The sequence below is a fragment of the Amycolatopsis decaplanina DSM 44594 genome, assembly GCF_000342005.1.
Lineage (GTDB): Bacteria > Actinomycetota > Actinomycetes > Mycobacteriales > Pseudonocardiaceae > Amycolatopsis > Amycolatopsis decaplanina.
In genome coordinates this window covers 210255-224337 of record NZ_AOHO01000074.1, presented here as the reverse complement: position 1 = coordinate 224337, position 14083 = coordinate 210255, and the positions used below count along the sequence as shown (strand labels likewise).

At 68.9% G+C, this 14083-nt stretch carries 12 protein-coding genes; 10 read left to right on the top strand and 2 right to left on the bottom strand.

What is annotated here, in order from left to right; genetic code table 11:
• The first annotated feature begins 14 nt into the window (after window positions 1–14).
• Together H074_RS31205 and H074_RS31200 are read left to right on the top strand one after the other, a co-directional pair.
• Window positions 15–1781, top strand: coding sequence for a dynamin family protein (locus H074_RS31205; RefSeq protein ID WP_007034073.1), 1767 nt, complete (start codon window positions 15–17; stop codon window positions 1779–1781).
• Window positions 1778–2983: a GTPase gene (locus H074_RS31200; RefSeq protein WP_007034072.1), complete on the top strand. Its 1206-nt coding sequence runs from the start codon at window positions 1778–1780 to the stop codon at window positions 2981–2983. Before H074_RS31205 ends, H074_RS31200 begins: the two co-directional genes overlap by 4 nt.
• Before the next feature lie 65 nt (window positions 2984–3048).
• On the opposite strand, the gene H074_RS31195 is transcribed toward H074_RS31200, so the two are convergent.
• Window positions 3049–3450 carry a PPOX class F420-dependent oxidoreductase gene (locus tag H074_RS31195; RefSeq protein WP_007034071.1) on the bottom strand — a complete coding sequence of 134 codons (402 nt, stop codon included), beginning with the start codon at window positions 3448–3450 and terminating at the stop codon, window positions 3049–3051.
• A gap of 141 nt (window positions 3451–3591) precedes the next feature.
• On the opposite strand from H074_RS31195, the gene H074_RS31190 reads away from it, so the two are divergent.
• The 5 genes from H074_RS31190 (at window position 3592) to H074_RS31170 (ending at window position 9314) form a co-directional block, all read left to right on the top strand.
• Window positions 3592–4809: a family 8 glycosyl hydrolase gene (locus H074_RS31190; RefSeq protein ID WP_039923817.1), complete on the top strand. Its 1218-nt coding sequence runs from the start codon at window positions 3592–3594 to the stop codon at window positions 4807–4809.
• Between the two features lie 148 nt (window positions 4810–4957).
• Window positions 4958–5926, top strand: coding sequence for an ABC transporter substrate-binding protein (locus H074_RS31185; protein WP_007034069.1), 969 nt, complete (start codon window positions 4958–4960; stop codon window positions 5924–5926).
• Complete coding sequence (locus tag H074_RS31180; protein ID WP_007034068.1) at window positions 5913–6827, top strand: amino acid ABC transporter permease; 915 nt, start codon at window positions 5913–5915, stop codon at window positions 6825–6827. The genes H074_RS31185 and H074_RS31180 overlap by 14 nt, the downstream gene beginning before the upstream one ends.
• Window positions 6820–7587: an amino acid ABC transporter ATP-binding protein gene (locus H074_RS31175; RefSeq protein ID WP_007034067.1), complete on the top strand. Its 768-nt coding sequence runs from the start codon at window positions 6820–6822 to the stop codon at window positions 7585–7587. Before H074_RS31180 ends, H074_RS31175 begins: the two co-directional genes overlap by 8 nt.
• On the top strand, window positions 7584–9314 hold the full coding sequence (locus H074_RS31170; RefSeq protein ID WP_007034066.1) for an aminotransferase class V-fold PLP-dependent enzyme: 1731 nt from the start codon (window positions 7584–7586) through the stop codon (window positions 9312–9314). The genes H074_RS31175 and H074_RS31170 overlap by 4 nt, the downstream gene beginning before the upstream one ends.
• Before the next feature lie 76 nt (window positions 9315–9390).
• Here the strand turns inward: H074_RS31170 and H074_RS31165 are convergent, their stop codons facing one another.
• A complete protein-coding gene (locus H074_RS31165; RefSeq protein ID WP_007034065.1) occupies window positions 9391–10563 on the bottom strand; it encodes a macrolide family glycosyltransferase in 1173 nt (390 codons plus the stop codon).
• 290 nt (window positions 10564–10853) lie between these two features.
• On the opposite strand from H074_RS31165, the gene H074_RS31160 reads away from it, so the two are divergent.
• The 3 genes from H074_RS31160 to H074_RS31155 all read left to right on the top strand — a co-directional run bounded on the left by H074_RS31160 (window position 10854) and on the right by H074_RS31155 (window position 14019).
• Entirely contained in the window at window positions 10854–12398 is a 1545-nt protein-coding gene (locus H074_RS31160) for an alpha/beta hydrolase (RefSeq protein WP_007034064.1), read from the top strand.
• Window positions 12399–12563: 165 nt separating this feature from the next.
• Window positions 12564–12716, top strand: a complete 153-nt coding sequence (locus H074_RS39625; protein WP_476692308.1) for a hypothetical protein — start codon at window positions 12564–12566, stop codon at window positions 12714–12716.
• Window positions 12703–14019 carry a DNA polymerase IV gene (locus tag H074_RS31155; RefSeq protein ID WP_007034062.1) on the top strand — a complete coding sequence of 439 codons (1317 nt, stop codon included), beginning with the start codon at window positions 12703–12705 and terminating at the stop codon, window positions 14017–14019. The genes H074_RS39625 and H074_RS31155 overlap by 14 nt, the downstream gene beginning before the upstream one ends.
• Window positions 14020–14083: the final 64 nt, after the last annotated feature.

The window sequence follows — 14083 nt, the reverse complement described above, 5'->3', positions numbered from 1 at the left end:
AACACTGCATCCCCGTGACACCCCCCGCCTGGCTCGACGTGCTCAACGAGACCTTGGACGCCTGTGCCGCCCACGGTCGCGCCGACCTGGCCGAACGCCTCCGGCGCAGACGAGACCAGCGGACGCCGGGCACCCGGATCGCGGTGGTCGGTTTTCCCAAGCAGGGCAAGGGTTACCTGCTCAACGCGCTGCTGAACGCACCGGTCTGCGCGGTCGGGGACGCGAGCACGCCCGCCGTTCCCACGGAGATCGGGTACGCCGCCGATCCCGCCGCCACCCTGGTCGGGCACGCCAGGGAAAACGTGCCGGTCGGTCACCTCGCCAAGGAACTCGAGGTCCGGCCGCCCGGTTCACTGCGCCGGGTCGAAGTCGGCCTGCCGCGCGAACTGCTCGGCACGGGGCTGGTGCTGGTGGACACCCCGGCGATAGGGGATCCCCGGTCCCCGCGCACGGCGGCCACCCTCGACGTCGTCGCCGACGCGCACGCGGTGATCCTCGTCTCCGACGCGACGCAGGAACTCCAGCCCGCCGAACTCGCGCTGGCGAGGCACATCCGGACCTGGTGCCCGGCATTGGTGCTGGCGCTGACCAAGATCGACGTGAGCCCGGACTGGCGGGAACTCGCCGCCCGCAATCGCACCGCGCTCTCCGAGACCGGTGTCGTCGCCGACGTCTTCCCCGTGTCCGCGACCGTGCGTCAAGCCGCCGCGAAGGCCGGTGACGCCGTCCTCAACGGACGGTCCGGTTTCCCGGAACTCCTGAACTGGGTGGGAGAACAGGCCGCGCGCCCGATCGAACGCACCCGTGCGCTCGCCGCCGCCGTGAGTGTGCGGGCGGCGGCGGTCGAACTGGTCGAGACGCTGCAGACGCGGCTCAACGCCGTCTCGGAGGACAACGGGATCGACCAGGTCACCCTGCTGCACCAGGCGCAACGGCGCACCGAGGAACTGCGGCGGCAGAACGTCCGCTGGCAGAACATGTTGTCGGACGAGATCACCGATCTGATCTCCGACGCCGAATACGACCTGCGCGAGCGGACCCGGGTGATCGTGCGGCATATCGACCGCACCTTCGACGAAGGCGACCCGGTGCGGATCTGGCCGGATTTCCAGACCTGGCTGGAAGAGAACCTCGCCGAGGCCGTCGAGACGAACTACAACTGGGTGTCCGACCGGTCGACGTGGATCGCGCAAGCGGTCGCCTCGAGTTTCGGGCCGCACTACGGCCAGGCCCCGGAACTCCCGTTGACCGGGTCCGGAGTGGACTCGATCCCCGAGGTCGGTGCCCCCAGGATCGAGCGGTTCAAGATCGGGCAGAAACTCTTCACCGGATTGCGCGGTTCTTACGGCGGCGTGCTGATGTTCGGCCTGGTCACCAGTCTCGCCGGGCTGCCGCTGATCAACCCGGTGTCGCTCGGCGCCGGTGTCGCGTTCGCCACCAAGAGCGTGCGCGACGAAGGCGGGATGCGGCTGCAGCGGCGTCAAGCGCTGGCGAAGGCCGCGGCGCAGCGCCACGTCGACGACGTGTTCATCCGGTTCAGCAAGGAGATCAAGGACGAGATCCGTCAGGTGCAGCGGCGCCTGCGTGACCATTTCGCCGCGCTGTCCGACCGGCTCTCGGAAGAGCTGACACGGCAACGGGAACTCATCATCGCCGGATCCGCCGAACGGGACCGGCGCACCCAGCGGGTCAAGAAGGAGATCGACCGGCTGGCCGCCCTGCACCGCAAGGCCGGGGCGCTCGGCACCGGCGCCACGCCGCGCCGGGAGCTTTCGGCGTGACCGCCCTTGACGTCCGGGAACTGCTGAACGAGGCCGCGGCGCATTACCGGGACCGCCCGCGAGCGGTGGCGATGTTGCGGGAATGCCTGGAGCGGCTGGAAGAACCGCTGCGCGTCGGCTTCGTCGGCACGCCGGGCACCGGGAAGTCCACTTTGGTCTCCGCGCTGGCGGAATGGCCGACGCGGGCCTTGCGCGAACTCGATCTGTTCGACACCCCGGCACCCGCCGAACACGTCGACGCGACGGTGCGTCTGGTGCGCCATCTCGAGCCCGACGAGCTCGCCGGAACCCGGCCGGTGGGCGGTTCGGCGTTCGCACGGCAGACGGCGGTGAATTCGGTGCTGGTGCTCGGCAGGGCCGACGAGGTCGGCGCGGGCCGGATCGACGCCTTGCTCACCGCGAAACAGCTGGCGCGGCGGGCTTGGCGCGAGGACCCGGATTGCGCGGGTTTCCAGGGAGTCATCGCGGTCGCCGGGCAACTGGGCTATGCGGGACGTGCCCTGCGGGACGACGAATTCGAGGTGCTGCGCGCGCTGGCGTCGGTCTCCCGGCCGGAGCTGGAGCGGTATCTCCTGTCCGTGGATTCCTTCGTGGACGATCCATTCCCGGTGCGGGTCCCGCCGGAATCGAGGAAACACCTGGTGTCGCGGTTCGGGCTCTACGGGGTCCGGCTGGCGATCACCCTGATCCGCACCGGCTGCGCGAGCAGGCTGAAACTTTCGGCGGAACTCGTGCACCGCAGCGGCCTCGGCGACCTGAGGGACACGCTCGCGGGGTGCTTCGTCGCGAGGGCCGAAGCGTTGAAGGCGCGCACGGCGGTGCTGCGGCTGGAAGGTCTTCTCGCCGCGGAACCACTCCCGCATGGTGACCGGCTGGCCGCACGCGTGGAGCGGTTCGCCGCGGCCGCGCACGACTTCCGGGAACTGCGGCTCATCGCCGGCATCCGCGGTGGCCGTACGGCGTTGTCCGGGGAGGCCGCCGAGGAGGCCGTCCGGTTGCTCGGTGCGCAGGGGACGGCGCCCACCGAGCGGCTCGGCCTCGAACCCGACGCGGATCCGGCCGAGATCCACGCGGGCGCCGAAAGCGCGCTCGTCCGCTGGCGGCACGAGGCGGAACGGACCGACGCCGCGCACGCCGAACGCGCCGCCGCCCGGGTGATCGTGCGCTCAATCGAGGGACTGCTCAGCCTTTTCGTCGCGTGAGCGAGGTGGGCTGAAAGGGCCCTTCGCCGCGTGAGATGAGGGGAAAGTCCCCTTCAGCCCCCCGGTCAGGCGTTGCCGAGCACCCGGGTCACGGTGATCTCGATGACCACGCGTTCCGGGTTCGGCTTGGGCTGGCGGTAGCGCGCGGCGTAGCGGTTCTCGGCGTCGCGCACCGACTCCGGGTCTTCGCGCAGCACCGCGCGTCCCTCCAAAGTAGACCACCGGGGCCCGTCTATCTGGCACGCGGCGACCGGAATGCCCTTTTCGCCCGCTTCCTTGATCATGCGGGCCTTCTTGGACGAGCGGAACGTGATCACCCTGGCGATCCCGGTCGCGAAGTCCACCGTGACCCCGACCGCGACGACGTGCGGGGTCCCGTCGGGGCGGACGGTGGTCAGGGTGGCCAGATGTCGCTCGGTCCAGAATTCCCGGAAGGTTTCGCCGCGCTCGCTCAGGTCGCTCTTCATGGTGTCAACGCTAGGGCACCGTTCACATAGGCGTCATTTGAGGTAATAGTAAGGAAACTTTCTTAACTCTCTTGTTTTTGGCCGACCCGGGTGTCACTCTCGAAACGCGCCGCCGCCACCAACGACGTTTCCGGAGGAGCCATGAGAAAGACCGTTCGGACAGTGCTGGCCGCGGCCGCGCTGACCGCCGGGCTGGTCGCCACGACCGCCCCCGCCACCGCGGCCACCGCTCAAGGAACCCCTTACCTGCCGGGCGTTCTGCGCCCGTCGGTGTCGCAGGCGACGCAGGACGCGGCGCTCGCCAAGTACTACGACTTCTGGAAGAAGAACTTCCTGACCACCAAGTGCGGGACGGGCACCTACGCGGTCAAGGCGCCGGATGCCGACCACGCCTTCGTGGCCGAGGGCCAGGGCTACGGGATGACCATCGCCGCCATGATGGGCGACAAGGATTCGCAGGCTCGCGCCATCTTCGACGGCATCCTGAAGTTCGTGAAGGCGCACCCGTCGTCGATCGACAAGGACTTGCACGCCGCCGAGCAGGACGAGAGCTGCAAGAGCGTCAACGGAGTCGACTCGGCGACCGACGGCGACCTCGAAATCGCCTACGGCCTGCTCATCGCCGACAAGGTCTGGGGCAGCTCCGGTTCGGTGAACTACAAGTCCGAGGCGCTGCGGATCATCAAGGCGATCAAGCGCAGCGAGGTCAACTCCACCACCAAGTTCATGCGCCTCGCCGACTGGGCGAACGACGCCGAGTACACCAACAGCTCGCGCTCGTCCGACTGGATGCCGGGCCACCTTCGCGCGTTCGAGAAGGTCACTGGCGATTCGTTCTGGGGTCAGGTCCGTACCCGCCAGGAGCAGGCCGTCAGCCAGCTCCAGCAGCAGTACTCCCCGAAGACCGGGCTGATCCCGGACTTCGTCGTCAACACCAACTCCACGCCGAAGCCCGCTCCGGACGGCTTCCTCGAGGACCACGACCCGCACTACGCGTGGAACGCTTGCCGTGACCCGTGGCGGCTCGGCGTCGACGGCATCACCGTCTCCGGCAGCCCGGCGCAGGGTCAGGTGCGGAAGATGAACACCTGGATCCAGCAGTCGACCGGCGGCGACCCGGCCAAGATCACCACCGGCTACACGCTGTCGGGTTCCAAGCTCTCGGGCGAAACCGGCCAGCACCCCTGCTTCACCGCGTCGTTCGCCATCGCGGCGATGAACGACCCGGGCAGTCAGGCCTGGCTGGACAAGCTGTGGACCCGCGTCACCACCTGGACGCCGAACGCCACCGACTACTACGGCACCGGCATCACCGTGCAGGTCCTGCTGATCCTCTCGGGGAACTACATCGCGGTCTGACCGCTCTCGATCAAGGGCCGTTCCGGGCGAGGTTTGTCCGGAACGGCCCTTTTCTGTCGGTGATCGGACAAGATTTCAACTGTGTGTTGACCTCTTCAACAGCCAGTTGTAGCGTCGGCGACCACCCGAGGCACCGTGGAGGTCCGTCATGCCGTCGACGCCGCTCACCCTGACCCGAACCTGGCGCTTGGCCGTGCTCACCGGCGTGGCCGCGCTCGTCACCGCGGCCTGCGGAGGCGGGCCCGACGGCGCCGGCGGCCAGGAACCCGCGGCGTCGGGGGCGCCGTCCGCGATCCCGGACACGACCGCGTTGATCGAGTCCGTCCAGAAGGACGCCGCCGTCGCCGGCACCCTGCCCGCGAAGTACGCGCAGGCCGGGATGCTGCACCTGGCGTCGAACCTGCAATCCGCGCCCAACAACTTCTACGCCGCCGACGGCAAGACCCCGATCGGCTACGAGGTCGACCTCGCCAAGGCCATCGGCAAGAAGCTGGGCGTCACCGTGCACCACCAGGACATGGCGTTCGGTTCGCTGATCACGAGCCTCCAGTCCGGCCGCGTCGATCTCACGATGGCCGCGATGAACGACACCAAGACCCGCCAGGCGCAGATCGACTTCGTCGACTACTTCTCCTCCGGCATCACGATCATGGTCCGCAAGGGCAACCCCGATCAGATCTCCGGCCCGGACACGTTGTGCGGCAAGAACGTCGCGGTGGTGCAGGGGACGAGCCACCAGAAGTTCGCCGAAGAGCAGAACGGCGAATGCACGCGGGCGGGCAAGCCCGCGCTGACCGTGACCGCGACCGATTCCGACACCCAGAACCAGAACCAGCTCCGCACCGGCCGGGTCGCCGCCATCCTCAACGACCTGCCCAGTGCGGTCTACATCTCGCGGACCGCGGGTGAGGGCAAGTTCTTCGAGGTCGTCCCGGGCGAGCCGATCAACGGCGGACCGTACGGGATCGGCGTGAACAAGGAGAACAAGCCGCTCGCGGAGTCGATCCAGAAGGCACTGCAGTCCCTGATCGCCGACGGTGGCTACGGCAAGATCCTGCAGGCCTGGGGCGTCGAACAGGGCGCGCTCAAGGAGGCGAAGCTCAATGGCGGAAGCTAGGCGGTCAACCACCGAGCCGCTGCCGATCGTCCGGCTCAAGCACTGGGGCCGGTGGGTCAGCGCCGTCGTCATCCTCGCGCTGCTGGTCCTGCTCGGGATCGCGCTCGGGAACGCCCAGATCCAGTGGGACTCCGTCCCGGAATTCCTGTGGTACCGGGTGATGGCGGTCGGCCTGCTCAACACCGTGCTGCTCGCGGTGATCGCGCAGGGTTCGGCGATCGTCATCGGGATCGTGATCGCCCTGATGCGCCGTTCGGAGAATCCGGTGGCGCGCTGGTTCGCGGCGGGCTACATCTGGCTGTTCCGCGGGCTTCCGGTGCTGCTGCAGATCCTGATCTGGTACAACCTGGCGCTGGTCTTCGAGTTCATCTCGATCCCCTTGCCGTTCGGCGGCTACCTGCTGCACGAACAGACCAACGTGCTGATCACCGCGTTCACCGCCGCACTGCTCGGCTTGGCGCTCAACGAGAGCGCGTACATGGCGGAGATCGTCCGCGCCGGGCTGAACAGTGTCGACAGTGGACAGACGGAGGCGGCGAAGTCGATCGGGATGTCGCCGGGCGCGACACTGCGCCGTGTGGTGCTGCCGCAGGCGATGCGGGTGATCATCCCGCCGACCGGCAACGACTTCATCAACATGCTCAAGGGGACGTCGATGGCGTCGGTGATCGGCGTGACCGAACTGATCCACGCCGCCAACAACATCTCGTCGAACAACCTGCTGGTGATGGAGACGCTGCTGGCGGCCGCCGTCTGGTACATGGTCGTGGTGACCGTCGCCGGGGTCGGGCAGCACTATCTGGAGCGTGCCTTCGACGCCGAAGACCGGTCGCGCAGCCCGCTCTCCCGCGCCGCCAAGGCCTTGCGCACCGCGCCGCTGGTGAGGAGTGAACGTGTCTGAGCCACTGCTCAAGGCCGTCGGCGTCCGCAAGAGCTACGGTCACACCGAAGTGCTGGGCGGGATCGACCTCGAGGTCCACAAAGGACAGGTGGTCTGCCTGCTCGGTCCGTCGGGAGCCGGGAAGAGCACCTTCCTGCGCTGTGTCAACCATCTGGAGACGATCGACGCCGGACAGGTCTGGGTCGACGGCGAACCGATCGGGTTCCGGCTGCGCAACGGCAAGCTGTACGAACTCAAGGAACGCGAGGTCGCCCGGCAGCGGCGCGACATCGGCATGGTGTTCCAGCGGTTCAACCTGTTCGGGCACCGGACGGCGCTGCAGAACGTCGTCGAAGGGCCGGTGCGGGTGCTCGGGCTGGATCCCGAGGAGGCGCGCGTCCAGGCGCTCGATCTGCTCGACCGGGTCGGCCTCGCGCACCGGGCCGACGCCTATCCGGCGCAGCTGTCGGGCGGCCAGCAGCAGCGGGTCGCGATCGCCCGGTCGCTCGCGATGAAACCGAAGCTGATGCTGTTCGACGAGCCGACGTCGGCGCTCGACCCGGAACTCGTGGGCGAGGTGCTGGCGGTGATGGGTACGTTGGCCGCGGAGGGGATGACGATGGTCGTGGTGACGCACGAGATGGGGTTCGCGGCCGAGGCCGCGGACGAGGTGGTGTTCATGGCCGACGGCACGGTCGTCGAGACCGGCCCGCCGGGGGAGATCCTGAGTTCCCCGAAGCACGAGCGGACCAAGCAGTTCCTGGCACGGGTCCTCGCATGACGCGGATCTCCCCGCGGTACCTGCTGCAGTTCGGCGAACCGGCCGGGTACCTCGACTTCGCCCGGTTCGGTCCGCCGTCGCACGCCGTGCTCGACACGACGGCGAGCCTGCTCGACGCCTCGACCAAGGCAGGCCCGTCCACTGTGGACGATCTGATGCGGCAGGAGACCAGGGCCAAGGCCGCCGCCGCGCGACTTTCCGGCAGCGACACCGACCACACGGTGTTGCTGCCGCACACCAGTCTCGGGCTGTTCCAGGCGGCGTTCAACGCTCCCGGCGGTGAGGCGCTGGTGTCGGTGGCGGAGTTCCCGGCCAACACCTACCCGTGGGCGCGCGCGGAACAGGCGGGACGGCTGACCGTGCGGCGGCTGCCGCTGGGAAACGTCACCGCGGACGCGGTCAAGGCGGCGCTGACGCCGGAGACGTCGATGGTGAGCGTGAGCGCGGTCGACTTCCGCACCGGGTACCGCGCCGATCTGGCGGCCATCCGCGAGGTGGTGGGGGACAGGCTGCTCGTGGTCGACGGGATCCAGGGCTTCGGGGTGACCGAGGCGCCATGGGAGGTCGCGGACGTGCTCGTCGTCGGCGGGCAGAAGTGGCTGCGGGCGGGCTGGGGCACCGGCTTCGCAGTCCTGTCCGACCGCGCGCTGGAACGGATGGAACCGATCCTGTCCGGCTGGACCGGCGCCCGTGACCCGGGACTGTTCGACGACGAGATCCATCCGGCCGACGACACCGCGGCCGCGTGGTCGATCTCGAATCTGAGCCCGATCACCTCGGGCGCGTTCGCGGCCGCACTGGAACTGGTCGAGGAGGCGGGCGTCGGGGCCATCGCCGGGCGCGTCGCCGAACGCGTCGGTGAACTCGAAGAGGTCGTGAAGTCCGTCGGTGGAGAAGTGGTTTCGGCCGTCGACCGGCGGGCCGGGATCCTCGCCTTCACGCTGCCGGGGCACGCGGCCGAACAGGTGGGTTCCGCACTGGCGAACGCCGGGATCGCCGCGACCGTGCGGCCGGAACACGTCCGCCTGTCGCCGCACGCGTCCACTCCGGCGAGCGCGGCGGAACAGGTGCGGACGGCGTTGGAACGGCTGAAGAAACCGGTCGCCGTGGTCGCTTCCGGCGTTCCCGCCGTCGAAGTGGCGTCGACCGACCTGCTCACCGCGCTCGTCCCGGCGGTGCACGCGCTCGCGGCGATGCTGGGGCCGGGCAACGAAGTCCTGCTGCACGATCTGAGCAGGCTGCCGGACTCGATCGTCGCCATCGCGGGCGACCTCACCGGCCGGACGGTCGGCGGTCCGATGACGGATCTGCTGCTGGGCCTGGTCCGTCGCGGCACCACACAGGATCTGACGAACTACGAGACCCACGGTCCCGACGGGCGCGCGATCCGGTCCTCGACACTGTTCCTGCGGGACGCCGACGGCGTCGCGATCGGCTGCCTGTGCGTCAACCGGCTGACCGACGGCACGCCGAAGGCCGACGGGCACGAACCCGAGACGTTCCCGCCGGACGTCGACAGCCTGCAACGGTTCCTGATCGGGCGCGCGGTGACGAAGGCCGGGATCCCGGTGGACCTGATGAAGAAGCGGCACAAGGCGGCCGTGGTCCGGGAACTGGACGAGGCGGGGTTCTTCCTCATCAAGGACTCGGTGGACCACCTCGCCGGGGAACTCGACGTCACGCGGTACACGATCTACAACTACCTGAACGAGATCCGGGGCACCTGAAAGGCGGCGGTGACGGGATGGGTCAAGTCTCGTGAGTGGTGAGGACGGTTAGAACCGTCCTCACCACTCACGAGAGTCACGCGAGGAAGGACTCCACGGCATCGGCGGCCCGGTCGATCCCACCGTTCCCGCGCGTCTCGGCCCGCACCTCGGCGAGGCGCGCGGCCACCGAGGGTGACCCGGCCACCCGCTCGACCGCGGCCCGCAACGTCGAGGCCGTCACCTCGTCGGCCGGAAGCTGCTCACCGACGCCGAGTTCCGCCAGTTTCGCGGCGTTGCCGAAACCGTCGGTGGCCAGCGGGATCGCGACGGTCGGCACGCCGTACCACAGCGATTCCGTGCTGCCGCCCATGCCGGCGTGCGTGATGAACGCCGACGCGGCCTCCAGCACCGCGAGTTGCGGGACGAACGCGTGCACCTCGATGTGCTCGGGCAGCGGCCCGAGTGCGGCCGGATCGGTCTGGCCGACCGAGATGACCACGTGCCAGTCCGAGTCGCGGAACCCGTCCACGCAAGCGCGGAACAGGTCGAGCTGGTCGGTGAACGCCGTGCCGAGCGACATCAGCAGGACCTTCTTGCCGCCTCCCGGCGGGGTCCAGCTCCGGTCGGCGAGACGTTCCGGGTCCAGTGCCGGGCCGACGAACCGGACCGACGAGGGCACCCGTTCGACGTTCGGCTGCATCGCCCTCGGCAGCAGCGCCAGCACCTGCTTCGGGTGGGAGATCCAGTCCCAGGCGTCCGCCTCGATCCCGTTCTCGGTCAGCCACCTGGTGAACGTGGCGAAATAGTCCTTTCCGGAGGGTGAGGTCCGGATTTCGGTCAGGATCTCGCCCATGTCCTCTTCGTAGCCTTCCCAGGCGACGTAGGTCGGGGACAGCTGGACGGCAGGCACGTCGTAGCGCCTGGCCAGCAGCGGGGCCGGCAGCCCGCCGATGTCGTACAGCAGCAGGTCCGGGCGGTTCTCGTCGTAGAAATCGGTCAGCACCGGCATCGCCTGGATGCCCTCGTCGAGGAACACCCGCATCTGCGACGCCGGATCCTCCGGCCACGCCGACTGATCGCCGAGCGGAAGGATCGACGGGTGCGAGACGACCTCGGCCCCGGTCGGTTCGATCAACCCGGTGAGTGGTTCGCCCACGACGTAGCTGACCCGGTGCCCGCGAGCGACCAGCTCACGGATGATCGCCAGCGAGGGATAGATGTGGCTCGGCGCGGTGCAGCCGATCATGGCGATGTGCTTGTTCTGCATGATGTCCTGTCCGGATCCGTGAAGGGACGTCAGACGGCGCGCAGAAAAGGGGCCTCCCGGTCGCGGGCGGCCCTGCGGTCACGCCGTCTCAGGCGGTGCGCATGCGGATGTGGCAGATCATGATCGAGATCCTAGCGCGCCCCGCGAGGCCTCCCAACCGATTAACCTGTTGCCCGGTTTGCCGCGATCGGGACCCGCCGTTGGTAGGACCCTTCGCCGGAAGGCTTCCGCAGGTCACGGATGTGGATAGGGTTTCGGGGCTTTCACCTTTGGAGGGAAAGGGAGAAACCTTGAGACGTGTTCTCATCACCGCGCTGACCGTGGCCACGCTCGCGTCGGTCGCGGTGACTACTCCGGCCTTCGCCGCGGAAGAGGCGCAACCCGCGGAGACGATCACCTGGGGAGCGTGCACCGACCCGGCGTTGATCAACGCCGGCGCCGAATGCGGCTACCTGCCGGTTCCGCTGGACTATGCGAAACCGCGCGGCGAGAAGATCCAGCTCGCGCTCAGCCGCGTCAAGCACAAGACGCCCGAGGCGCAGTACCAGGGCGTCATGCTCACCAACCCCGGCGGTCCCGGTGGTTCCGGGCTGCTGCTCGCCACCCGCGGTACACGCGTGCCGAACCACGCCGGCGACGCCTACGACTGGGTCGGTTTCGACCCGCGCGGTGTCGGCTCCAGCAAGCCCGCGCTGTCGTGCATCCCGGACTACATGGACTACAACCGGCCGAACTACGTGCCGACGACGCGACAGCTGGAGAAGACCTGGCTGCGGCGCTCCAAGTCCTACGCCGACGCGTGCGCGGAGAAGAACAGCCGTGCGCTGCTGGAGAACATCAAGACGACCGACACGGTCAAGGACATGGACAGTATCCGCCAGGCGCTCCGCGTGGAGCAGCTGAACTTCTACGGGTACTCCTACGGCACCTATCTCGGCCAGGTCTACGGGACGCTGTTCCCGCAGCACGTCCGCCGGATGGTCCTCGATTCCACCGTGGACCCCCGCAACGTCTGGTACCAGGCCAATCTGAACCAGGACGTGGCCTTCGACGTCAACCTGAACATCTGGTTCGGCTGGGTCGCGCAGCACGACGACGTCTATCACCTCGGCAAGACGCAGGCCGCGGTGAAGCAGGTCTTCGACGAACAGTTGAAGAAGCTGGCCGCGGTCCCGGCCGGTGGCTACATCGGGCCGGACGAGTTCATCGACGTCTTCCAGCAGGCGTCGTACTACCAGCTGCGCTGGACACTGCTCGGTGACGCGCTCGCGAAGTTCGTCAACAAGGGCGACTGGCAGACGATGAAGGGCCTGTTCGAGGCCTTCGGCGGACGGGGCGACGACAACGGGTACGCCGTCTACCTCGCCGTCCAGTGCACGGACGTGAAGTGGCCGCAGAGCTGGCAGCAGTGGAAGCATGACAACTGGCGGACGTATGAGAAGGCGCCGTATTTCACGTGGCAGAACGCCTGGTTCAACGCGCCCTGCCTGTACTGGCCCGCGAAGCCGGGCAAGCCGGTCAAGGTCGACGGCGCGAAGGTGCCGAGTGTGCTGATGATCGGGGAGACGCTCGACGCGGCGACGCCGTACGAAGGCAGCCTCGAGGTGCGTAGCCGGTTCCCCGGTGCTCGCCTGATCGGTGAGCCGGGTGGCACGAGCCACGCCATCACCCCGCGCGGCAACGCGTGCGTCGACAACCGGATCGCCGACTACCTGGCGACCGGGGCCCTGCCCGATCGCAAGCCCGGGCGGACGGCCGACGTCGAATGCGCGCCGCTGCCGCTCCCGGTGCCTGCCCCGGCACCCGCCGCGGCTCTCTCCCGGGTGCCCGCCTAATCGAAGTACACGAAGGCCCCCTTCCTTGCGCCTAGGTACAGGAAGGGGGCCTTCATGTACTTCCGCGCCGGTGCTCGCGGCGTGGCTGGTGTTGCTTGCGATCGTGGCGATGGCGAGGTTCCGGCTTGACACGGCGGGACTGTGATCGCGTGTTAGCTTTCCGAGGTGCGGGAGGATCAGCGGGCGGTGCCTGAGCGGGACGACGACGAGCGGCCGGTGACGCTGGTCGAGCTGACCACCCGGGGTCGTGCCGCGTTCGAGGAGTACACGAAGGCCCTGCACCGTCTTCTCGAGGTGCCGGGCGATGGGCGGGTATGACCGGTGGGTCATCCACCTCGACATGGACGCGTTCTACGCCTCTTGTGAGCAGCTGACCCGGCCGACCCTGGCCCACCGTCCCGTCCTGGTCGGCGGCGCGGGCCCGCGCGGCGTGGTCGCCGGGGCGAGTTACCAGGCGCGCGAACACGGGATCAAATCGGCGATGCCGATGTCGCAGGCCCGGCGGCTGCTGCCGCCCAACGGGGTCATCCTGCCGCCGCGGTTCAAACTGTACGAACTGCTGAGCACCCAGGTGTTCGACCTCGTCGCCCAGTACGCGCCCGTGCTGGAACGGATCTCCCTCGATGAGGCCTTCGCGGAGCCACCTTCGCTGGCCAGGGCCTCGTCGGACGAGGTACGGGAGTTCGGTGCGCGTCTGCGGGAGCACATCCGGACCGAAATCGGCCTGGTGGCGTCGATCGGGGCGGCGTCCGGGAAGCAGGTGGCGAAGGTCGCGTCGGATCTGGCGAAACCGGACGGGCTGCTCGTCGTCGACCAGGGCACCGAACGCGACTTCCTCGCGCCGCTGCCGACCAGGGTGCTGTGGGGGATCGGCCCGGTGGCGGAAGGGAAACTGCGGGCGATCGGCGTCCGGACATTGGGCCAGCTGACCGCGCTCTCCGACGCCGACGCGGTGTCCACTTTGGGCAGTGTGGTCGGGCGGGACCTGCGTCGGCTGGCCACGGGCGTCGACGACCGGCCGGTGTCCGACCGCGCGGAACTCAAGCAGGTCAGCGCGGAGACGACCTTCGACCGGGACCTGATCGACCTGCCGAGCCTGCGGCGCGAGGTCCGCGACCTCGCCGTGCACGCGCACCGGCGGCTCGTCAACGCCGGCCGGGTGGCGCGGACGGTCGTGGTGAAACTGCGGCACACCGACTTCAGCACGGTGACGCGTTCGGAGACGATGGCCTCGCCCACCGACGAATTCGACCAGCTCGCCGCGATGGCGGAACGGCTGCTGATCGACCCGACCGAGTTCGGCGGGGTGCGGCTGGCCGGGGTCGCGTTCTCCGGGCTTTCGGTGCCGCATCAGGATCCGCTGTTCACGCTTTCCGTTCCGGCCGCCGATGTGCCCGCCCTCGAGCGAGCGCCGGCGCCGGTGGCCGTGGTCTCGTCGAGCTGGCGGCCCGGGGACGACGTCGTGCACGATTCGTTCGGAACCGGCTGGGTGCAGGGGGCGGGGCACGGGCGGGTGACCGTCCGGTTCGAGACGCGGTCCAGCGGGCCGGGTGTGGCGCGGACCTTCCAGCAGGAGGATCCGGCACTGCGCCGGGGAGAACCCGGTGACTGCCTGGCCTGACGGTGACGCCCCCTCGGACGGCGACAGGCCCCGGTGCCCAGGTGTCCTCGGTGACTTCGGTTGA

Coding starts and splice junctions, on each gene's coding strand:
- H074_RS31185 (WP_007034069.1), top strand. CDS start 4,958: ATGCCGTCGACGCCGCTCACCCTGACCCGAACCTGGCGCTTGGCCGTG.
- H074_RS31180 (WP_007034068.1), top strand. CDS start 5,913: ATGGCGGAAGCTAGGCGGTCAACCACCGAGCCGCTGCCGATCGTCCGG.
- H074_RS31195 (WP_007034071.1), bottom strand. CDS start 3,450: ATGAAGAGCGACCTGAGCGAGCGCGGCGAAACCTTCCGGGAATTCTGG.
- H074_RS31155 (WP_007034062.1), top strand. CDS start 12,703: ATGGGCGGGTATGACCGGTGGGTCATCCACCTCGACATGGACGCGTTC.
- H074_RS31190 (WP_039923817.1), top strand. CDS start 3,592: ATGAGAAAGACCGTTCGGACAGTGCTGGCCGCGGCCGCGCTGACCGCC.
- H074_RS31170 (WP_007034066.1), top strand. CDS start 7,584: ATGACGCGGATCTCCCCGCGGTACCTGCTGCAGTTCGGCGAACCGGCC.
- H074_RS31165 (WP_007034065.1), bottom strand. CDS start 10,563: ATGCAGAACAAGCACATCGCCATGATCGGCTGCACCGCGCCGAGCCAC.